This is a genomic window from Chryseobacterium sp. MP_3.2, assembly GCF_035984805.1.
Classification (GTDB): domain Bacteria; phylum Bacteroidota; class Bacteroidia; order Flavobacteriales; family Weeksellaceae; genus Kaistella.
In genome coordinates, this window is record NZ_JAXCHW010000004.1 from 168,487 (window position 1) to 191,044 (window position 22,558).

General features: G+C 35.9%; 18 protein-coding genes and 1 other RNA gene. 14 read left to right on the forward strand and 5 right to left on the reverse strand.

The annotated features are described in order from the left end of the window. The first annotated feature begins 203 nt into the window (after positions 1 to 203). From RCH13_RS07640 to pckA, 8 genes are all read left to right on the forward strand, one after another. Positions 204 to 3,059 carry a SusC/RagA family TonB-linked outer membrane protein gene (locus RCH13_RS07640; RefSeq protein ID WP_326986646.1) on the forward strand — a complete coding sequence of 952 codons (2,856 nt, stop codon included), beginning with the start codon at positions 204 to 206 and terminating at the stop codon, positions 3,057 to 3,059. An 11-nt stretch (positions 3,060 to 3,070) separates the two neighbouring features. Beyond that, on the forward strand, positions 3,071 to 4,522 hold the full coding sequence (locus tag RCH13_RS07645) for a RagB/SusD family nutrient uptake outer membrane protein (protein WP_326986647.1): 1,452 nt from the start codon (positions 3,071 to 3,073) through the stop codon (positions 4,520 to 4,522). A 100-nt stretch (positions 4,523 to 4,622) separates the two neighbouring features. Further along, positions 4,623 to 6,551 (forward strand): putative porin, encoded by a 1,929-nt coding sequence (locus tag RCH13_RS07650; RefSeq protein ID WP_326986648.1) that lies wholly within the window; start codon positions 4,623 to 4,625, stop codon positions 6,549 to 6,551. A 9-nt stretch (positions 6,552 to 6,560) separates the two neighbouring features. Beyond that, positions 6,561 to 8,147 carry a bacillithiol biosynthesis cysteine-adding enzyme BshC gene (bshC, locus tag RCH13_RS07655; RefSeq protein ID WP_326986649.1) on the forward strand — a complete coding sequence of 529 codons (1,587 nt, stop codon included), beginning with the start codon at positions 6,561 to 6,563 and terminating at the stop codon, positions 8,145 to 8,147. A gap of 37 nt (positions 8,148 to 8,184) precedes the next feature. Beyond that, a complete protein-coding gene (locus RCH13_RS07660) occupies positions 8,185 to 10,110 on the forward strand; it encodes an amino acid ABC transporter substrate-binding protein (RefSeq protein ID WP_326986650.1) in 1,926 nt (641 codons plus the stop codon). 47 nt (positions 10,111 to 10,157) lie between these two features. Beyond that, on the forward strand, positions 10,158 to 11,033 hold the full coding sequence (gene fabD / locus RCH13_RS07665) for an ACP S-malonyltransferase (RefSeq protein WP_326986651.1): 876 nt from the start codon (positions 10,158 to 10,160) through the stop codon (positions 11,031 to 11,033). An 8-nt stretch (positions 11,034 to 11,041) separates the two neighbouring features. Then, a complete protein-coding gene (locus RCH13_RS07670; RefSeq protein ID WP_326986652.1) occupies positions 11,042 to 11,950 on the forward strand; it encodes a GYDIA family GHMP kinase in 909 nt (302 codons plus the stop codon). 127 nt (positions 11,951 to 12,077) lie between these two features. Next, on the forward strand, positions 12,078 to 13,682 hold the full coding sequence (gene pckA / locus RCH13_RS07675) for a phosphoenolpyruvate carboxykinase (ATP) (protein ID WP_326986653.1): 1,605 nt from the start codon (positions 12,078 to 12,080) through the stop codon (positions 13,680 to 13,682). Between the two features lie 92 nt (positions 13,683 to 13,774). Here the strand turns inward: pckA and RCH13_RS07680 are convergent, their stop codons facing one another. Continuing rightward, complete coding sequence (locus RCH13_RS07680; RefSeq protein ID WP_326986692.1) at positions 13,775 to 16,267, reverse strand: ABC transporter permease; 2,493 nt, start codon at positions 16,265 to 16,267, stop codon at positions 13,775 to 13,777. 44 nt (positions 16,268 to 16,311) lie between these two features. Beyond that, positions 16,312 to 17,001, reverse strand: a complete 690-nt coding sequence (locus tag RCH13_RS07685) for an ABC transporter ATP-binding protein (protein ID WP_326986654.1) — start codon at positions 16,999 to 17,001, stop codon at positions 16,312 to 16,314. A gap of 27 nt (positions 17,002 to 17,028) precedes the next feature. Here RCH13_RS07685 and RCH13_RS07690 point away from each other — a divergent pair, with 27 nt between their 5' ends. Beyond that, entirely contained in the window at positions 17,029 to 17,769 is a 741-nt protein-coding gene (locus tag RCH13_RS07690; protein ID WP_326986655.1) for an arylesterase, read from the forward strand. 161 nt (positions 17,770 to 17,930) lie between these two features. On the opposite strand, the gene ssrA is transcribed toward RCH13_RS07690, so the two are convergent. Continuing rightward, positions 17,931 to 18,329, reverse strand: a transfer-messenger RNA (tmRNA) gene (ssrA, locus tag RCH13_RS07695). Positions 18,330 to 18,825: 496 nt separating this feature from the next. On the opposite strand from ssrA, the gene RCH13_RS07700 reads away from it, so the two are divergent. The 5 genes from RCH13_RS07700 (at position 18,826) to RCH13_RS07720 (ending at position 21,690) form a co-directional block, all read left to right on the forward strand. Next, a complete protein-coding gene (locus RCH13_RS07700) occupies positions 18,826 to 19,626 on the forward strand; it encodes a hypothetical protein (RefSeq protein ID WP_326986656.1) in 801 nt (266 codons plus the stop codon). A 26-nt stretch (positions 19,627 to 19,652) separates the two neighbouring features. Beyond that, positions 19,653 to 19,862, forward strand: a complete 210-nt coding sequence (locus RCH13_RS07705; RefSeq protein ID WP_326986657.1) for a carboxypeptidase-like regulatory domain-containing protein — start codon at positions 19,653 to 19,655, stop codon at positions 19,860 to 19,862. Positions 19,863 to 19,888: 26 nt separating this feature from the next. After that, positions 19,889 to 20,392 (forward strand): hypothetical protein, encoded by a 504-nt coding sequence (locus RCH13_RS07710; RefSeq protein ID WP_326986658.1) that lies wholly within the window; start codon positions 19,889 to 19,891, stop codon positions 20,390 to 20,392. Between the two features lie 197 nt (positions 20,393 to 20,589). Next, positions 20,590 to 21,321, forward strand: a complete 732-nt coding sequence (locus RCH13_RS07715; protein WP_326986659.1) for an SIMPL domain-containing protein — start codon at positions 20,590 to 20,592, stop codon at positions 21,319 to 21,321. Positions 21,322 to 21,357: 36 nt separating this feature from the next. Next, a complete protein-coding gene (locus RCH13_RS07720; RefSeq protein ID WP_326986660.1) occupies positions 21,358 to 21,690 on the forward strand; it encodes a phosphoribosylpyrophosphate synthetase in 333 nt (110 codons plus the stop codon). Here RCH13_RS07720 and RCH13_RS07725 read toward each other — a convergent pair. Together RCH13_RS07725 and RCH13_RS07730 are read right to left on the reverse strand one after the other, a co-directional pair. Then, a complete protein-coding gene (locus RCH13_RS07725; protein WP_326986661.1) occupies positions 21,687 to 22,199 on the reverse strand; it encodes a GNAT family N-acetyltransferase in 513 nt (170 codons plus the stop codon). The genes RCH13_RS07720 and RCH13_RS07725 overlap by 4 nt on opposite strands. Before the next feature lie 75 nt (positions 22,200 to 22,274). Next, on the reverse strand, positions 22,275 to 22,496 hold the full coding sequence (locus RCH13_RS07730) for a PspC family transcriptional regulator (protein ID WP_326986662.1): 222 nt from the start codon (positions 22,494 to 22,496) through the stop codon (positions 22,275 to 22,277). Positions 22,497 to 22,558 lie beyond the last annotated feature (62 nt).

Sequence of the window (22,558 nt, forward strand, 5' to 3'; positions counted from 1 at the left end):
AAGCGATTTTGATCTTTTAAATCGTTATTAATGATTTCAGAAGTATTAGCAGTGAAACATTATCATTTTTAAAAATTTAACCTCAAAAAACTATTTGATTGTTAATGTTTCAAAAATAATGTTCTTGATTTGGGAATTTTAGTTTGGATATGTTAAATTAAATTAACATATTTGCGGTATTAAAATATTTAAATAGTATTAATATGAATTTAAATTTACGAGTTATAAGTATCGGCGTATTATTCTTTGCAGGGCATTCGCTGATGGCTCAAAATACCAAGAGAAGCGATACCACTACAAAGACGAAAGAAATTGAAGGAATTGTTTTGGTAGGAGGAATTAAACTTGATCCCGCCGTAAAGCTGGGTTCTTACACTGTAGTATCCAAAGCAAATTTTGAGTCTACACCAGTAGCTTCCATTGATGAGGTTTTAAATGGGCGAGTAGCCGGTTTGACGTTTTCTACAAACGGAGGTGATCCTGGTTCTACCAATCTAATTACCATCAGAGGGGTAGGATCCTTAATTGGAACTCCGAATCCACTTTATGTTATTGATGGGGTTGTGGTCGGTAAAGGATCGGATAATTCTCAGGTGATGGAATCTTGGAATCCTTTAGCCAGTATTGATCCAAACTCTATTGAAAGTGTTGCTGTATTGAAAGATGCGTCTGCAACTGCATTATATGGTGCAAGAGGTGCAAATGGGGTAATTGTAGTAACCACTAAAAGAGGAAGGTACAATCAAAAAACAAGATTTAATTTGTCTAGTGATATGTCTGTACAGGATGTAGCTTTTGACGAACAAAAATACATGAATGCCGACGAATATTTGAATTGGGGAGCTTTAATGCTCGTAAATGGAGGTACTTTTACGGATCTCAATTTAGCAAAGCAGCAATTCGCCACGGATAATAACTATGATGGGTTTTCTGATGAGGATTGGCAAAGAAGAGTACAAAGAAGAACTTCTATTGTAAACACGTATAACTTTTCCGCAGCTGGTGGAGGTGAAAATACATCTTTCCGATTGGGAGGCTCCTTCTATGAAAATGAGCCCTTGGTTTTAAACAGTAATTTTGATAGAATAAGTTTAAGCGCTGCCGTAGATCATAAAATTGAGGATAGACTCAATATTGGATTTAACGCAAACTTTACAAACGTAGAAAGAAAAACGTATGAAGATGGTGGTGCATACAGTAATCCTTGGCTTACAAACTGGTACATCGCTCCAATTTATGGAGCATATAATCCTGATGGATCTTTCAATCAAACCAATTTAGGAAACGGGAATGATAACTTTAATCCGCTTGCAATTCAGCAGATGAATTTTAGCAAAGGTTCCATCAAAACATTTGTTTCCTCTGTTAATGCAGAGCTGCAAGTAATGAAAAACGTCTATGTAAATTCATTATTTGGAGTTCAGTATCAAGCGCTGGATGAAAAACTATATTGGGATCCAAGAATCGGTGATGGCTTAAACGTAAATGGGTATGTTTATCAGGGTAGAACCAGTGCATTTGACTGGAATTGGAATAACTCCATCAGTTATAGAAATACTTTTGCAGAGAAACATGAAGTTCAAGCTTATGCGGGAATGGAATATCAGGAACATAAATATTTCACCCTTATCGCTCAAGCAACGGATTTGTCTCAACCCCTTCCTTACATTTCATTTGGAACTGAATATGGTCAGCCAGGAGAAGATCGTTTAAAATGGACTCAGATTTCTTACTATTCCAGATTAAACTATAATTACGATAAAAAATACTCTTTGTCAGCTCAGATGCGTCGAGATGGAAATTCTACTCTAGGGATTAAAAAATATGGTAATTTTTGGTCTGTAGCTGGAGCCTGGACTTTATCACAGGAGAATTTTATTCCAGAATTCTTTAATCTCCTTACCTTGAGAGCGAATTATGGGCAAATTGGAAATATACCGTATGCAGATCAGTGGTATGTACAATACAACGCTTTGGCTTTGGTGAGTCCTACTTCTTTATACGGTGCTGATCAAGCAACTACAATTGCGCAACCAGGTAATCCTAATTTAAAGTGGGAAATTTCTAAACAATATAATTTCGGATTAGATTTTACCATTTTAAAAAATGCATTTAATGCCTCAATAGACGTTTATCAGAGAAAAACAGTAGATGCAATTTATGCTTATACTACAGCGCCAACCGCAGGTGGACCAGATAGTTATTTGACGAATGTTGGTGATATTTTGAATAAAGGTGTTGAACTAACTTTTGGAATTAAGCCTTTCAACAAAGAATTCGTATGGCTTATAGACGGGAACTTTGCTTATAATAAAAATACCATAGAAAGTATTTCTAACCCAGGTCAAATTGATTTATCTGGCGTTTCTAATAGCATGCGTGCAATTAGTGAAGGTCATTTATTGGGTGAATATTATACTTATCAATGGGCGGGAGTAGATCCCGCAACTGGCGCCGGTCTTTTCTATACTGATGAAACGCGTACTGCAACTACTACAAACAGAACTACAGCGAAGCGCGTATGGCAAGGAAAAACACCATTTCCTAAATATACAGCGGGCTTAAAAAGTGAATTTAGATACAAAAAATTCAGTTTAAGCGCGTTCTTCACAGGTCAGTTTGAATATTCTGTTCATAACAGATGGCAAAATTATATTTTAGGAGATGGATCCGCAATTAATAATCAGATTACAGATGCACTGTATGACAGTTGGACTCCTACCAATACTGATGCTTCTAATCCAATTCAACTTCTCAATAATCCTTCCAACGCTGCAGGACCGTCTACAAGATGGATGAGAGATGGAGATCATATCAGATTAAAAGAAGCAAAAGTGAGTTACAGTTTCGGCAGTGTCTTAAAAGATTCGGGAGTAGATAATCTTACGGTGTATGTAAGAGGAACAAATCTCTGGATTTATACTTTTGACGAAAACCTAACATTTGATCCAGAAGCCAATTCAAATGGAGCCGGTGCATCTTGGCAGGGTAAAGGACTTTATGACTATACATCACCAATTATGAGAAGTTTTTCATTCGGTGTTTCGTTAGACTTTTAAAATTTATTACAATGAAATTTACAAAATTATTTATAGTAACCGCATTTACATCAGTGATGCTTTTGCCTTCTTGTTCAGAAGATAGACTTATAGAAGAACCCGTAGATCAGTTTCCAATTGCTGAAGCAATCCGTAGTGAAAATGATATGAGGAGTTTGTTAAATGGGGTCTATGATCAATACTCTACTTCCAGGGCATTTGGAGCAGATATATTAGCATTCGGAGATTTAATTTCAGATAATGTTTTTATTACTGCACTTCCAACAGATGTATCTTACAGAAACACTGGGTTTTTAAACTGGTCAGCAGATGTATCTGATTTCGGAATGATTGATGATCTTTATGATGGAATCATCTTAGCAAATACGGTAATTAACAATACTGCATTGCCTCAAACCACGAACGTTTTAAATTTGCAAGGTGAAGCAAGAATTGCCAGAGCCGTGGGATATTTCTATGCAGTGAGTTTTTACTCTCCAAATCCTACCTCCAATGTGAATCAAGAATTTGGTGTTCCTCTAAATCTTGGAGTGTATGATCCAAATCTGCAGTTACCAAGAGCTACGGTTTCTGCTGTCTATGATCAAATTATCACGGATTTAACAACTGCCTTAAGTACCATGACAAATGAAACACCAGTGAATAAAGGGTTTCTTAGTAAAACGGCTGCAAGATTATTGCTCTCTAGAGTGTATTTAACCAGAGGTTCTACTGGCGATTATCAAAAATCTATAGAGTATGCAGATCAAGTGATTAATGCAGGAGCTCCCGGTGGAACTTTTAGCTTTGTAGAGAGAGCCAAATACGTTAATTATTTCACTTCTCAATCCACGGCTGTTTCGGAAAATCAACCAGAAACTGTTTGGGAAATTAATATGACCTTCACCGGAAATGAAAATCCAGGGATCAACAGTTCATTAGCGTCTTTTTATGAATTTATTGGAGCTAAGAAAAGATTTTTATTTACACAAGATTTCTATGCGTCTTTCCCAACTACAGATATCAGAAGATCTTTGTTCACCTCTGCACAAGTACCAGCGGCCGATGATCCGAAAGGAATTTGGACAAGAAAGTATATCAGAAATACAGATGAAGGTCCATTTGCACACAATATCAAGATTTTTAGAATGTCTGAAGCATACCTCAATAAAATAGAAGCTTTATTTAAAAGTGGTAGTACAGGTCCAGCTTTAACTCAATTAAATGCATTTGCTACTTTAAGAGGTGGGTCCACTTATACAGAAGCCACCATTCAAACAATATTAGCTGAAAGAAGAAAGGAATTTTTTGCAGAAGGTCAACGTTTTTTTGATTTGAAAAGAAATAATCTAGGTTTTTCCAGACTTACCAATTGTTACAGCATTGTATGCTCCGTGCCTGCAAATGACAAAATATTTGTTATTCCAATGCCTTTAAGAGAGATGAACATTAATACGAACATGACGCAATACCCAGGTTGGTAAAACTTCATCACTCAAGCTAAATTTTATATATCAGAACCCCGTATTTTACGGGGTTTTTTATTTCCGCACTTTTCTTACATTTGTACCTCAAAGTTAAAAAATGAAATATCTTCTTCTTTGCCTTTTATGCTGCAGTTTCTACATGCAAGCACAAGTGGTGAATAAAACCGATTCTAACCGAGTAAAACCACAAGATACATTGGTGGTGGATTCTGGAACAAAAGATTCTTTGAAGATATTTAAACCGACCATCTACGATTATAAATACCAAACCCAGTTTACAGAAAAAAAGATTTTCGATACGGTTTTCACCCAAAATAAAACCTTCATTTTCACGCAATACAATAACCGAGATAATTTTGGTAGGATTCAGTTTGCTAATATTGGCGCTGGATTTCAAGATTTAGTTTTTGAATTTAATCCGGAAAAAAATCTCGCCGTATTACCGACCAATAAATCCTACTTTATTTTAGGAATAGATGATGTTCGATATTATGATGTAAAGACGCCGACCACCTCTTTCATTTATCACAATGCAGTTAAAAGTGGTGCAGCCTTGCAAACTACCTACACGCAGAATATTGGGAAGAACTTTAATTTTGCAGTAGAATATATGGGACTCCGTTCCCTCGGCGCTTACTTAAATTCCCTTGCCGCTCAAAATAACATTGTTTTTTCTGGTCATTTTAAGACAAAAAACAGCAAGTACGAAGCTTTTGCGCATTACCTTCATCAAAATATGAATAATCAGGAGAATGGAGGGATAGAAGATATTAATCTTTTTTTGAATGGCGATAGCGATTTCAATAACCGCTTGAACTTGCCTGTTAATCTTATTGCTTCAAATTCCAGATTTGCCTACAGACGGTATTATTTCAGCCATGAGTTCCGGCCTTTTGCTTCAGAAAAATTTCCGTTTAAAATAAGGCACACCATTTTTCACCAGTCTAATAAATATTACTTTTCGCAAACATCACCGGAATCTTTTTATTTCGAAGAACAGGGTGATTTAATCGCGTATCCACTTTCTTCTAAAAAATATTCAAAGAACTTAAGCAACACGGTCAGTGTGCTTTTGGACCAGGAGAAATTCAAATTGGATGCGGGAATCAGACATCAAAATATCAAGTTTGGAATTGGGGAGCCTTTGCCAGCTTCTTTCGGTATTTCCCAAGAGGTTACGGAAAACAGAATAGGTGCAGTCGGAAATTTATTTATCAATCTTTGGGATCGGGTAGAATTGAATTCAAATCTGGAAATATCGAGTGGAAGTGAGTTCGGAAGTTTTTTCAGGTCTCGAAATAAGTTAAAATTTGAACCAATTCCAAATTATTTTGTAGATGCCAAAGTCAATTTTCAATCCTCTTCGCCCACGTTTAATTTATTGAAAAATCCTTCTGTTTACAAACGTTTTATTTATGAATTGAAAGATCCGGCGAATGAAACGACCACAGAAATCGGGGGAAATGTAAATCTTAAATGGTTTCAAAGTGTATTATCCGCCACCTATTTTCGGGTTGACAATTACACATATCTGAATGAAGATGGAATTGCGCAGCAAAGCAATTCTGCCCTTAATATTTCTCAGCTCGGTGGTGAAGCAACCTTTAATTATGGAAAATTTCATTTGAATCCAAAAGTTCTTTTTCAAAGTGGCCTCGCCAACAAAGATTTGTTTCCCATGCCTAATTTTGTAGGGAGAGCCAATTTTTATTTCCAGTCTAAAGCTTTTAAAAAAGCAGCAGAAATACAAGCAGGAATTAAAGTATATTATTTCACTAAATTTGCCTCTAGAGAATACTTTCCGGTTCTAAATGAATTTATTTTGCCCGGATCTAATTCTTACAGTATTGGGGGACAACCTATCGTAGATGTATATTTTAATATGCAGGTGAAAAGATTTTTCTTTTTTATTGAAGCACAACATGTCAATACATCCTTTTTGCAAAATAAATCGTTCACTGCACCCGATTATCCGCTTTACGATTTCCGCTTAAATATCGGTTTAGTTTGGTATCTTTTTAGTTAAACTTTGAATTTGAAGAATAAAACCCATTTCCCTTTCCTAGAAATTGAGAGTATTCCGCAACTCATCAAAGATTTTTTGGCGAAAGATATTGAAGGGTTTGAAACTGCAGTTTTCAATCTGGAAAATATGAAATTGCAGCTTGAAGCTAAGAAAAATACATTTTCGGCTGAACAAAGAGCGATTCTATCAAACACTTTTATAAGTCAATATAAAGGATTTGAGCTAACGGAATTTCAGACTAAAAACATTGAACTTTTATCAAATGATAATACCTTCACTGTTACAACAGGACATCAGTTAAACCTATTTACAGGTCCCGCTTTTTTCATTTACAAAATTTTACAGACTATAAAATTGGCGGATTTTTTAAATACCCATTTTCTGGAAAGTAAAGTGATCCCAGTTTTTTGGATGGCTACAGAAGATCATGATTTTGAAGAAATTAATCATTTCAGCACAGACAAAAATTACTACGAAATTTCCGCTGACTCTGGTGGAGCAGTAGGTAGAATTAAAGTTAAAGACACACCATTTATTGCAGCTTTCGAAGAAGAATTTAAAGATTCACCATTTGGTGAAGAATTAATTGCATTAGTGAAAAAGGCATATAAGGAAGGAAATACTTTAGCACAAGCAACCAGAATCATCGTACACCAACTATTTTCACAATATGGTTTACTTGTTCTAGATGGAGACAACAGAGATTTAAAAATGCAGATGAAATCGCTTTTCAAAGAAGAATTGCTGCATCAAACTGTTTTTGAATCAACCAAAGACACTATTGATTTCTTAGTAGGGAGATACGGAAAAGTTCAAGTGAATCCGCGCGAAATAAATTTGTTCTACCTCACAGAAACAAGAGATCGAATTGCCTTTGAAAATGATCAATTTATCCTTGTTGATAAAGATAAATCCTTTAGTAAAGAAGAATTGCTCTCAGCATTAGAACAATTTCCAGAAAGTTTTAGTCCAAATGCCTTGCTGCGTCCCGTTTTTCAAGAAGTTGTACTACCTAATTTAGCCTACATTGGGGGTAATGCAGAGATTATGTATTGGTTAGAATTAAAGGATTATTTTGCAAAAATTAATATTCCATTTCCTATTCTTATTCCGCGTGCCTCAGTTTTGGTGTTAAACCAAAAAACTTTAGATAAAACTGAAACTCTTGGTTTAAATAGAGATGATTATTTTCGAGATTTAGATCAAGTTTCCAAAGAACTTTTACTGGTAGATCATGACATTCTTACTTTGCTAAATCAACAGAAAAATGAACTTGAACAGCAGTTCCAGAAATTGAAAGAATCTGCAAAGAAAACAGATGTTACTTTTGGAAATTTAGTGGATGCAGAGAAAACACGTCAACTGAAATCATTCAAACGCATGCAGAAAAGACTTTTGCGTGCAGAGAAAATTAAGCAGAGCGAAAAATTGAATCGCACAAAGAATTTATTTGAAACCGTTCATCCCGGAAATAAATGGCAAGAACGCACTTTAAATTTTTCCTCCTTTTATTGTACTTTGGGTCCAGAGTGGCTTCAGAATTGTTACCGTGAAATCAGGGTAGAGCATTCTGAATTAATTATCCTCCCTATTTAATATTAAAGCAGTATTTTTGTAAATATATCACATAAAAATGATCAAGAAATTTTTTTATATATCAGGTTTAATCGCCTTCTCCTCCCTTTATTCCCAGAAAACACATACTGTTTCTAAAGGAGATAATCCTTACAATATTTCTAAGAAATACAACATCAGTCTGGAAGAATTATACCAGCTCAATCCAAAAACAAAAGACGGAAAATTGGCAATTGGCGATGTTTTAATTGTTCAAAATTCTGTGAAAAACACGCCTAAAAACGCTACTGTAAAAGCAGTGTCTACAGCAGGTGAATTTGGCAAAATAACTTTGCAACCGAAACAAACCGTATATGGTATTACGAAGCAATATCAGATTTCTGAAACAGAACTTCGCAGATTAAATCCGGATTTAGATTCCAACATGAAAATTGGGGATCAGGTGACTTTACCGTTAGCGCAGATTAACAAATACGGAGGTAACCAAGCTGTTGCAGTAGTTGTAGAAGAGAAAAAACCAGTAATGCAAACTGTAGAACCTATTGTAGAACCTATTGTAGAAAAAGCTTTAACAAATGATTCATACCAGGTTCAGGCAAAAGATAATTACTACAAGCTAAGCAGAAAATTTAATGTTTCGCAATCAGAATTATTTGCGATGAATCCAGGTTTAGAAGCGAAAGGATTACAACCAGGTTCAGTAATTAAAATTAAATCTGACGTGCAAAATACTTCGCCGCAAACGCAAACTTCAACCGTTGCTCAAACCGAACCTGTCAATAAGTATACTTCCACCTCTGTGGAAGATGATTTCGTGACGTACACAGTGCAGAGTGGAGATACTGTTTTCGGAATTTTGAATAAGTTTGGAATTTCTTTAGATGAATTAATTAGTTTAAACCCTCAATTATCTGCCGGATTAAAATCTGGTCAAATATTAAAAATTAAAAAATTAGATGCAGGTTACGTTAAAAAATATGGGGATGCACTTAATATAGTTCTAATGTTACCCTTCGGATTTGACACGAATGACTCTAAATATAGAACACTTTCTCTGGATTTTCTTTCCGGTGCAAAACTAGCTATCGAAAGAAACGCAAAACGCGGACAGAAATTAGATGTGAAAGTAGTTGATGCGGGCAATGCGGAAAGTTTTAAAAACTCTTTAAGCCAAATTAATAGAGATAACACCGACTTAATTGTTGGACCTTTCTTTAAATCAAGTGTTTTACAAGTTTTAGATTATGTTAAAACTTCAAAAATTCCCGTGGTTGCACCTTTTGCTAATTCAGATGATTTGATGAAGTTTGATAATTTGATCTTGATAGAGACCAAAGAATCTGTTTATGTCGAAAGGATTGTGAAGGAAGTAAAAGACATTTATTCTGATCAAAAAATTTATATTCTTGCAGATACTGACAAATCCAGAGCCAATAGTTTGAAAGCGCAATTGGAAGGTGAGCTTAAGAAACCATTAGTCATGGTCGTTAACAACGCCTCGGAAATCCAAGTAGATCGAAATATGATGACCGGTCAAACTGCTCCAATTATCGCGATATCAGTAAATGACGATGATTCTAAGGGTACTGATTTTGCCAACCGAGTTATTGAATTGTCCAAAGAAGTTCAGAACATGAAAGCTTTCAGCATGTTTTACTATCCTATTTTTGAAAAAAAAGTGGATGAATTAAGTCAAGCTAATTTGGTTTATTTAATGGATCGAAAAGTTAACATGGATGGAGACTTCGAAAAGGAAATTTTAGAAGAGTACAAGAAAAAATATTGTAAAACTCCCTCTAAATATTCAGTGATCGGATTTGATATCATGAACGATATGTTAAGCCGCGAGAATAAAAAAGGAGAAATCTTCAAACAAATAAACAAAGTACAAACCCAGTTGGCGACCAAATTTGAATTTGAAAAAACCAAAACTGGAACTTACATTAACAAAGGTTATCGCGTAGTACGTTTAGTACCAAACTAAATGAAGTTCTTCGCCAACTAATCACCACGTCCGTTTAAAATATAAATATGAAAGCACTTGTATTTCCTGGCCAAGGCTCACAATTTGTGGGAATGGGAAAAGAACTTTATGATTCCCGGAAAGACGTTAAAGACCTCATGGAATCTGCAAATGACATCTTGGGATTTGATATTCTAACCTTGATGTTTAAAGGAACAGATGAAGATTTAAAAAAGACCGAAGTTACACAACCTTCTATTTTTATTCACTCCGTTGCCATGCTTAAAACGGTGAACGGTTTAGGCGCAGCAATGGTTGCAGGGCATTCTCTCGGAGAATTTTCTGCTCTGGTTGCCAATGGAGTTTTATCTTTTGAAGATGGACTGCGCTTGGTTTCTGCCCGCGCGAAAGCGATGCAGGAAGCCTGTGACGCACATCCCAGTTCAATGGCAGCAATTCTTGGTTTGCCAGATGAAAAAGTAGAAGAAATCTGTGCCTCAACTGACGGTATTGTTGTTCCCGCGAACTACAACTGTCCCGGACAATTGGTCATTTCTGGCGAAACTTCTGCGGTAGAAGCAGCCTGCGAAAAGATGAAAGCAGCCGGTGCAAAAAGAGCATTGATGCTTCCTGTGAATGGCGCATTTCATTCTCCTTTAATGCAACCTGCCCAGGAAAAATTAGCAGCGGCCATTGAAAAAACAAAATTCCGGAATGCCATGATTCCAGTCTATCAAAATATTACCACTACTGCCATTACGGATCCTGAAGAAATTAAGCAAAATCTCATAAAGCAATTAACAGGTCCCGTAAAATGGACACAATCTGTGCAAAATATGGTAAAAGACGGCGCCAAAACTTTTATTGAAGTAGGACCTGGCAAAACTTTACAGGGCTTAATAAAAAAAATAAGTTCAGAAGCTATTATTACTTCTGCACTATAAAAAATTAAATGAAGGGTAAAGTTTTTTCCCCGGGAAAATTGTTGCTCACCTCAGAATATGTGGTCTTAGATGGCGCATTGGCTCTTGCCGTACCTACAAAATGGGGGCAAGAGTTTTTTTATGAGGAAATTATAGATGGCAATTCCCATATCATTTGGTCTGCCTACCATCAAAATCAACTTTGGCTTCAGATTAAAATTGATTACAGCACTTGGGAAATTATTGAAACCAATAAAGCGGAATCCGCAGATTTTATTCTAAAGATTTTAAAGAATATTCAAGAACTTTCTCCTTCGAAGTTTAAAAACACACACACTTATCATTTAAAAACTAACCTTCAGTTTCCCTCCAATTTTGGCTTAGGAAGCAGCTCTACTTTGATGAATAACCTTGCTGCGTGGGCAGAAATTGATGCATTCACTCTCAATGAAAACAATTTAGGCGGCAGCGGTTATGATATTGCGGTAGCTCAAAAAAAAACTGCACTTCTTTACCGAAATTCTGAAAATAATCGGCACATTGAAGTCATTAATTATGAACCAGATTTTAAGCAGGACTTACTATTTGTGCATTTAAATGCGAAACAAAACAGCAGGGAAGGAATTGACCTCTATCGTTCCAAAGAAAATTCTACCAGCTTGGTGGAAGAATTTTCTCAAATTACTAAGCAAGTTGTAAAGTGTAAGACATTGGCAGAATTTTCAGCATTAATGGAAATTCACGAGACTAAATTATCAGGATTTCTCGGTTTGAAAACTGTGAAAGAACAGTGTTTTTCAGACTGTCCGGTATTTGTGAAAAGCCTTGGCGCTTGGGGCGGCGATTTTGTAATGACGGCAAAATTTTCTGGTTTCGAGTCCTATTTTCGGGACAAAGGCTTTTCAACCTTCTTTTCTTATGATAAGATAATTAGTTGATTACCAATTAAATATCAAAAATTAATTTTCTTGTGGATTCTGACTAATATCAGTAATTTTAAAACATCATTACTTTTAATAAATAGTAAATTTGTTTTTAAATAAAACGTAGAAATATATAGACGATATGAAGAACATTAAAATTATTCAGCAACTCCATGATTTAGGAATAACAGGATACGATGAGGTTTCCTATAATCCATCTTTCGAAGAGCTGTACGAAGCAGAAATGTCTGGTAAAAATGCAGGTTTTGAAAAAGGTGTAAATACAAAATCCGGTGCTGTAGCAGTGAAAACGGGCGTGTTTACAGGGAGATCGCCAAAAGACCGTTTTATTGTAGAAGATGAGGTGAGTAGAGATACTATTTTTTGGGATGGAAAAGTGAATTTGCCTACCACACCCGAAATTTTCGAAAGTTGTAAAAAATTAGTCTTGAAGCAACTTTCTTCTTCAGATAAAATTTATGTAGTTGATGCTTTTTGTGGAACAAATCCAGACACCAGATTAAAAGTAAGATTTATTATGGAAGTGGCGTGGCAAGCGCACTTTGTTACCAATATGTTCATTCGTCCTTCTAATTATGAACTTGAAAATTTCGGCAAGCCAGATTTCATCGTAATGAATGGTTCTAAAACAACCAATCCAAACTGGAAAGAGCAAGGATTGAATTCAGAGAATTTCGTCATGTTTAACCTTACGCAGAAAATGCAGATTATTGGTGGAACTTGGTATGGTGGAGAAATGAAAAAAGGAATGTTCGCCATGATGAACTATTACCTGCCCCTAAAAGGAATGGCATCAATGCACTGTTCTGCAAACGTAGGTGAAGACGGCGATGTAGCATTATTCTTCGGTTTATCTGGAACAGGAAAAACAACACTTTCTGCAGATCCAAAAAGATACTTGATCGGTGATGATGAGCATGGATGGGATGATAACGGCGTTTTCAACTTCGAAGGTGGTTGCTATGCAAAAGTGATTGACCTTACCGAAGAAAAAGAACCAGACATTTTTAAAGCCATTAGAAGAGATTCTTTATTGGAAAATGTAGTGGTCAATGACAAAGGTGAAGCCGACTATACAGATAATTCGATCACGGAAAATACCCGAGTTTCTTACCCCATTTATCATATCAGCAAAGTTGTATTGCCCTCAAAAGCAGGACACGCGAAAAAAATCGTTTACCTTTCTGCAGATGCATTTGGAGTTTTGCCTCCGGTTTCTGTTTTAAATGAAGATCAGGCTCAATACCACTTTTTATGTGGCTATACTTCTAAATTGGCCGGAACTGAAAGAGGAATTACAGAACCAGAACCATCTTTTTCTCCCGCTTTTGGTGAGGCATTTTTAACTTTGCATCCAACCATGTATTCCAAAACCTTAATAGGTAAAATGAAAGAGCATAATGCAAAAGCCTATTTGGTGAACACGGGTTGGAACGGTACGGGAAAAAGAATTTCTTTAAAAGATACGCGTGCAATTATTGATGGCATTATTGATGGTTCAATTGACAAAGCAGAAAAAATTACCATCCCAGTAATGAATTTAGAAATCCCAACTTCTTTACCGAATGTTTCTGAAGGAATTTTGGATCCACGCGCAACCTATGCAAGCGAATCTGAATGGGAAGCAAAAGCGAAAGATTTAGCAGCAAGATATATCAAAAACTTCGAACAATATTGCGATAATGACGAAGCGAAAAAACTAATTGCGGCAGGACCACAATTATAAAAATTTATTTCTAATAACAAATCCTCAATTTTTATATTGGGGATTTTTTTTCAAAAAAATAGTTTATAATTGAGTTGATGAAAGTTTACATGCTAAACTTCCTTTCTCAAAACCTCCAAGGGAGGACTGTTTAAAACAGATTTTAAATTGCTTAAGCCAATCAAAACTACCAATAAAGTAATTGCCGGTAGAAAAACTAAGAACGGTATGGCTGAAGGAATAAATGGTTCTCTGAATAAAAATAGCGCTAATAATTGACTGCCGACTAAGGATAATAAAACGCCCGTTAAACTTCCCAATAATCCTAAATAAACATATTCCAAAGCCGTTATTTGTAAAATCTGTTTGCTTTTTGCACCCAAAGTTCTCAATAGAACACTTTCTTTAATTCGTTGGTATTTGCTATTTCGAACAGAACCAACGAGCACAATTAATCCTGTAAGAATACTGAAGAAAGCCATGAAATTAATAATCCAGGAAATTTTATCTAAAATATCTTCCACAATGGTAAATACTTGTTGCAAATCTAAAATGGTAACATTTGGATATTGCTGAACCAAGTCCCGCTGCAAGTCTGCAGAACGTTCTTTGGAGGGAACATAAGTTGTCATCACGTTAAATTGAGGTGCCTTTTCTAAAACTCCGGTTGGAAATAACACCATGAAATTGATTTGCATACTCGTCCAGTCTACTTTCCGAATGCTGCCTACAACAGTTTCCATTAGAACACCTTGAACATTAAATACCACTTGGTCTCCCAATTTTAAATCAGCATCTTCCGCCATATTATCCGTAATGGAAATTGGAATAGGACTTCCAGGAGTGGCATTTGGTGTCCATTTCCCTTCTATTAATTCTTCCGTGTCCGAAAATTGATCTCTGTAAGTCACTCGAAATTCGTGATTTAAAACCCAGTTGCGCTTATTTTTAGTGCTATCCACACGAATTTCATTCACAGATTTACCTTTAATGCTTTCCAAACGCATGGTGATAATTGGAATATTATCAATGACTTCTAAATTTTTATTTTTAAAAGTTTGGAGCAAGGCAGTTTCTTGTTCGGCTTGTACATCGAGCAAAATAACATTGGCTTCACTTTTTTTATTATTGATAGATGTTTTTGCGAGTAAAATATCTTTCGTAAAATACAATGTACTGATTAAGAAAGTCCCTAAACCAATGGCTAAAATAAGTACCATCGTCTGATTATTTGGACGAAATAAATTGAGCAAACTTTGCCGTTTTGTATAACCCCAAGATGCCGGGAAATATTTCTTAATCAACTGAATGAATAAATGTGCCACTCCAGCTAAAATCGCAATGGTAATAAAAATACCAGCCGTGAAAATCAAGCCATTTACCGCATCTTTCAACATCCAAAAAGAAAAGAGAAATATAAAAATGATGATGAGAAGAAATACTGCAATTTGTGCGTATTTAGGTTTCTTTAAATTGTCTTCTGCACCTCTCAAAACTTCCAAGGGCGATACATACCAAGTGCCTAATAAAGGTAATAAAGCAAATAATACCGACATTAAAATACCTAAAGAGATACCCATTATTATTGGTTGAACGGATAAAATTACTTTAACATTAAAAGGTAAAAACTCTTGTAAAATATAAGGAAAGGCATATTGTAAACCAGTTCCAATGGCAGAGCCAATAATTCCACCCACAAGACCGATGACGATGATTTGAATTAAAAAGATAAGAAAAGTTTGTTTTCGTGAAGCACCCAAACATTTGAGCACAGCCACACTTTTCAATTTTTCTTTGATGTAAATATGCACCGAACTTGCAATTCCAATACAACCCAATAAGAGTGCGATAAATGCTACTAAATTTAAAAATCTACTCACATTATCATAGCGTTTTCCTAAACGTTCACTGGTGCTGATGTGCGTATCTAAATTAGCATTTTCAGCTTCTAAAATAGGATTCAGTTTTTCACTTAAGAGATTTAGATTTGCTGTTGGGTCTTTAAAAAAATATTGGTATTCTTTTCTGCTTCCCAATTGTAATAAATCGGTTTTCTCTATTAGATTAAAGGGAATTAAAACCGTTGGCGCTACTGAAGAAGAAATTGCGGTGCTTCCCGGAATAGATTGCAAAGTACCCAAGACAGGTAGCGTTAATTCGCCAATTTTTATGGAGTCTCCTGGGGAAATATTGAACTGTAGTAATAAAGTGGCATCTACCAAAGCGCCACCTGCAGTTTGGTAATTTTTGCCAGCATCACCTGGAACAGTTGTGATATCGCCATAAAAAGGAAACGATCCTTCCATTGCCCGCACTTTCACGAGTTTTGTTCCATCATTTTTAGGAAAAGAAGCCATCGAAACAAAGTTGACTTCAGCTGCATCTGCTCCTAAAGAATCGATGATCGCTAAAACTTTTCTGGAAGGTACTTGCTTGCTGTCTATAACATAATCAGCACCCATTAAAGCTTTAGACTGAAGTTGGATGTTTTGCTTTAAATTTTCACTGAACAATTGAATGGAAACCACTGCTGCGATACCCAAAATAATGGAGGCCATGAAAAGCATCAATCGAGAAAGACTCGCTTTACCGTCTCGCCAAGCCATTTTTAAAAGCCACGGAAAATTTAATTTTGAATTCTTATGGTCCATTAAATAGTGCTTGTTTTCTCGTTTGAAATAATTTTTCCACCTTTTAAGCGTAAAATCTGCTGGGTGCGGTTGGCTAAATCTAAGTCGTGGGTAATCATCACCAAAGTTGTTCCTGTTTCTTTGTTTAAATCAAAAAGCAATTGAATAACTTTCTCCCCAGTTTCTTCATCTAAATTTCCGGTAGGTTCATCTGCAAATAGAATGGAAGGTTTGTTAGAAAAGGCTCTCGCCAAGGCCACCCGTTGTTGCTCACCGCCAGATAATTGCGACGGATAATGATGCGAACGGTCGCCTAAACCAACTTTTTCCAATAAGGAAATTCCAAATTTTGCTGCATTTTTTTCACCTTGCAATTCTAAAGGAACAATCACATTTTCTAAGGCGGTTAACGTTGGCAACAATTGAAAATTCTGAAAAATAAAACCGACTTCTTTATTTCTTAAGGCAGCGCGCTCATCTTCATTCAAATTTTCTAAAGGTGTCCCGCAGAGTTCAACCGTTCCCGCACTTGGATAATCCAAACCGGCGCAAAGACCAAGTAAGGTCGTTTTTCCACTTCCAGAAGGTCCGACAATAGAGAAAATAGAACCCTTTTCTACTTCAAAGGAGATATTGCTAATGACTGTTAAATTTTTAGAACCACTCGTGTAAGTTTTTTCTAAACCATTAATCTTTAATATATTTGACATTAATTTTATTTAAATATTTTCTATAATATGCTGACTTTGAAAAATAACCAATTGTTCTTTAAATCCATCAAAATAAATCTAAATGTTTTCGTAAAGTTTACCTGTGTTTTCGCACTGCTATTCTTAAGTTCTTGCAAACCCGAGAATGGCAAAAAGGAAACCATTTCCGCAACATCTTCAACAGGAACTGCTAAAAATACCCCCAATACGCAATCAAAAAAGATCATTGTTTTTGGTGATAGTTTAACTGCAGGTTACGGTTTAGAAGATGTTAAGAATGCTTTTCCAGGTCTCATTCAAGACAAAATAGATTCTTTGAATTTGGATTATACCATTATCAATTCTGGCGTAAGTGGCGAAACAACTTCTGGCGGCATCAATAGAATTGAGTGGGTTTTAAATGAAGAACCAAAAATTTTCATTTTAGAATTGGGTGCCAATGACGGTTTGAGAGGAGTGGCTTTGGAACAGACAAAAAAGAATTTGCAAGGCATTATAGATGCGGTAAAGACAAAATATCCATCCGCAAAAATTGTTTTGGCGGGTATGCAACTTCCCCCGAATATGGGTCAATCTTACTCCACAGAATTTAAAAATATATTTCCTGCATTGGCTGAAAAAAACAATGTTACTCTAATTCCTTTCTTACTGGATAATGTTGGTGGTGTAGCAGATTTAAATCAAGCAGATGGAATTCATCCTACAAAAGAAGGTCATGAAATTTTGGCGGATAATGTTTGGGATGTGTTAAAACCGCTCTTGAAATAGAAAGTCATACAATGATATATTCAACTATATTTTTTTTCAAGTTTGAAAACTAATGATGTTTTTCTAAAATTATTTGAATTGAAAAACTAAAAATAAAAAATCAGGAACGACAGTTCCTGATTTAATTTTTAAATTCTGTAAATTACTCATTTACAGTGTATTGGTGGAGTTGGAGGGATTCGAACCCTCGTCCAAACAAGCAACACATAAGACTTCTACATGCTTATTCTGCATTTAATTTTCGATTGCAAACAGAGCACAGACACCCAACTTACAACTTATCTCCTGAAATTTTCGTGGATTAGCCGAAGCAACTAAAACCTTATTTCCGCATTGCTATACCCCGGAATCAGACGTCGCGAAACAGAACTTCTGTGGGATATCTTACCTCCTTACTATCTTCGGGAGAGCGCTGAATCCTACTGTAATTCGGATTAAGCTGCAAGAGCAAACTCTTGGTCGCCAGTTAAAATTGTGTAGCAAGGGATTAAAGAGATCGCGCTACGGTTCTCTGCATGCTTACTTACCCATTGATCTTGCTGTCGAAACCAGTCAACCCCATGTTTTTGTAAGACCCCAAAGATAAACAAATTATTTCTAAAAATAAATTCATTTAAAATGAGCGGAATTTGAATTTGGGCGTATCCTTCAGTCGGGAAATGGGCGCTCTCCGCCTTCGGCGGCTCGCGCCCATTTCCTTCTTCAGGTCGGGCTCTCCGTTACAATCTTTTTTGTCTCGACTAAGGACGAGACAAAAAAGGATTTCCGCTGCGATCCCTTATGCAGTTCGCGCCTTCTGTTCAGAGTTGAACTCATTGACAATAACTTCCGACAAACTAAAGTCGATCAAGTCTCGTAAATAAATTATGATTAGTCAAGCTTAATCATTTGGTGTGTACAATTGCTGAATATTTAAAAACCTTAACTAAAAACAAATCCTGAAATTCTAAATAAATCATAAAAGCGGTTAAAGACGGTTAAAGTTCAGTTCAACGAAATTGCAAAAGAAGATTGCGGCCTTTTATCCAACTACATTTACGGTACTAATTTTCCTGCATGAAAACAAAATTACTTTTTCTATTTCTTCTCTGTTCCCTCACCTTTCTTTCCGCCCAAACGCAATATGTAGTCGGTAATGTAAAAAATGAAGTACAGGATAATATACCTCAAACTTATATTTACAATCCGCGCACAGAAGAACTCACGCAAACTGATATTTCTGGCAACTTTATCATTTCCGCAATTCCAAGTGATGAAATCCGCATGGTCAAATCAGGTTTTGAAAGGCTAGTCGTGAAAGTTGCTGCAGTAAATTTTTCTAAACCGCTTCAGGTTACATTGAGTAAACTTCCCTTTGATATAGAAGAAGTAGTCATCGCTTTTCAACCGAGTGGAAATCTGAAAAAAGATTTGACCTACTTTAAAACCCCTGCACGAACAGAAAAATTGAACAAGGAAATGAATCTATATATGATGAAGCCTTTAGCAGAGGTTACTCCGCAGAATAAGATGCCTTCCTCTTTTGCTCCGCCAAATTATGGAGCTGGACAAGTAAATGTATTGGGAGTTGTTTCTGCCCTGAAAGGATTATTAAACAAAGCAACGAGTCAACCGCTCACGCCACCCAATTATGCAGAAGTGCAAGACTTTTACCGTCGTGTAAAAGATGTCATCGACTTGAATTATTATAAAAATTATGGACTTTCAGAATATGATTTTGAGATTTTTCTGGCGTATGCAGATCAAAATCAATCTCTTGCCAAAAGATTTCACAAGAATTTCAACCGTGTTGCCATAGAAACGGAATTGAAGATCGCGTTTGTAGAATATCAGAAAACGCATAAATTCGGATCTTAATAACTCGTATTTTACTGTTCTTATTTTTGTGCTTTTCCCTCCAGTTTTTTTCCCAGCAATTATACGGAATTGTTACGGACGAAGATCAGAATCCACTTCCTGCAGTTTTGGTTTTTAATCTGCAAACTGAGAAAAAAGCCTACACTGATCTCAACGGTCAATTTACCATTGAAGCAAAGCCCAGTCAAGGATTGCGTTTTGTGCGGGAAGGTTTGAACGGTCTTCCAAGATTGTAAATTCCTGGGAATTTAATTCACCTTTCATGATTTCTTTGATCAGGATCGCTGCAGAAATTGAGGAAGTAAATGTTTCTCCCGTGCGCCTAACTGGAGATTTAAACCAGGACTCTAGAAATTTAACGCGCTTTGATCCGGTTGAGCAGCTTCAAAGAGAAATTGGCGTTCCGGGACCACCTGAAAAACCGCGGGAAAAAGTGGCAGATGCAAAAGAAGATATATTAAAACCGCTCCTTCGTATTCCGCCCATGGTTAATGTTCAGGCTGTTTATGACGTCATCAGTGGAAGGGCAAAGAAAAAGAAACGCCTTTACCGCTATGAAGATCTGCAGGAAAATATCGCCTGGATACAGTCCAAAGTCCCCGCCGACTATTTTACAGAAATGGATATTCCCGCGAAAGAAATCCCAGAATTCCTCCAGTATTCCTATTCTCAGAGACCTGATTTCATCAAATACATCAAAGCGAGAAATGTCTCCAAAATACTTTTGCTGCTAGAAGAAACGTTCCCAATATATCTAAACCGATAAGATTTCTTTCGAAATACTTACTGCGAAATTATCGAGCATTCAATTTTAAAATTGGAGATTTTAGCAATTAATTTTTTTAGCTGAGTTTTTAATAATGGCCGATGAATTTTTCGCTCAGAGAAAAGAGTATTTCGAAAATTCCTTTCTGGGGTTTCGCCAATTAATGACTACCTTTAAGTACTTAAAAACACATTTTCATGAACAGAAATATTATCGTTATCGCTATTGCAGCTGCAGGGTTTATTATAGGTCTTGCTTTTTTAGGAAGCGCCATTAAAAATAGAAATCAAGGTGAAAATACCATTTCCGTAACAGGATTGGGTTCTAATAAATTTACCTCAGACCTTATTGCATGGAGTGGAAATTTCTCCCGAAATAGTTTTGAACTGAAATCTGCTTATGACGAACTCGCCAATGATAAAAAAGTGATTGAAAATTATTTAATTTCTAAAGGAATTCCGAAAAATCAAATGGTTTTTTCTGCGGTGGATATTCAGAAACAATTTAATTATGGCTCCGATGCCAACGGAAGAAGCATACAAACATTTAATGGGTATCAACTTTCTCAAACCGTATCCATTGATAGTAAGGAGGTAGCAAAAGTGGAAAATCTTTCCCGTAATATTACAGAAATCATCAATTTAGGAATTGAATTCACTTCCTCTCCTCCAAATTATTTTTATACCAAATTAGCTGATGTTAAACATCAAATGATTGCCGACGCTACAAAAGACGCGAAGCAACGCGCGGAAAAAATTGCGGAAAATTCAGGGTCAAAACTCGGAAATTTAAAAAAAGCGACCATGGGAATTACGCAAATTACGGCCCCTAATTCTACAGAAGAGTATTCCTACGGCGGAACTTTTAACACCTCCTCCAAAGATAAAGAAGCGAATATCACAATCAAATTGGAATACGAAGTGAATTAATTTATTATGAATTGATAAACATTTAAAGTTAAAAAAATGAATAATAATGTTTTGCAAGAAAGTTTCGGAACTTTGTCTGAGACCATAAATGGCTTAATTAAATTGGGATATATCCACGATTTTAATATTCTGGAGGAATGTATTACTTGTCATAACGAGAATATAAAACTTTCTCCAGATGAGTTTCTTATTGAAAAAGTTTATCGTTTTGAGGGAATATCTGATCCGGATGATCAAGCGATTCTTTACGTTATTTCCTCTGCGAAGCATGATTTGAAAGGTACATTAGTAAACGGGTACGGCATTTCATCTGACAAAAAAACTTCAAAAATTATAGAGATGTTAGAAACGCATGCGGCTAAACTTTAACAATATGCCACATCATATATTTCCTCTTTGATCCAGTCCGTTTTTTCCGGTTTCCAGTTCGCCATTAACCAAAGGTCGAGAGAATTTTTTCCATCCTCATAGCAAGGTTGTACGTAATGCTCATCAATAACACCGAAACCTGTTTTTTCATAGAAAGAAATTCTGCGTTTTGCTTCAGGGCTAAACGCTGCAGGTTCCGTTTCTAAAACGATATGCGTGTAATCTTTGAACAGATCAGAAATGATAGTTTGTCCATATTTTTTGCTCCTAAATTCGGAGAAAATTTCAAAATGTTCCAGAAAAATAAAGTCCGTCATTTGCCAGCAAATCAAATATCCTATGTTTTCTAATTCATGAAGAACGGTGAGAACTTTTACTTTCTGCTTACTGAATAATTGACGAAACTGATTTTCATTTCGCCGTTCATCCGGCGGAAAAGTTTCTGTGTAAGATTTATAAATTTCTTGTGCGCGAAAATCGTCAAAAGACGTAACGTGTAAATATTCCATGAAAGTTTGTGAATTTAGGTTACGCTGTCCTAAACAAATTCTAAGCCGAAGAATTACTTGATCTAAGGAGGTCACTTACAAATCAAAAACGCTGGGTCTTCTGGTAATAAACATATCTTTTATCCAAAGCGTAAAAGCCAAGGTTAAATAAATGATGAAAAAAATTCCAGCAGTAGCATAAGTGGAATAGATGAAAAACACCCGCAGTTTAGACACGGGAATTCCAAGTTTCGCGCCCATTCTGGTGAGAACGCCAAACCACTCTTTTTCCATGTTATTCCGAAGTTTTTTAAACATCTTTAAAAATTTGATATCCAAAGATACTTAATTAAAAACGGTACGATTTTCATTTACGTTGA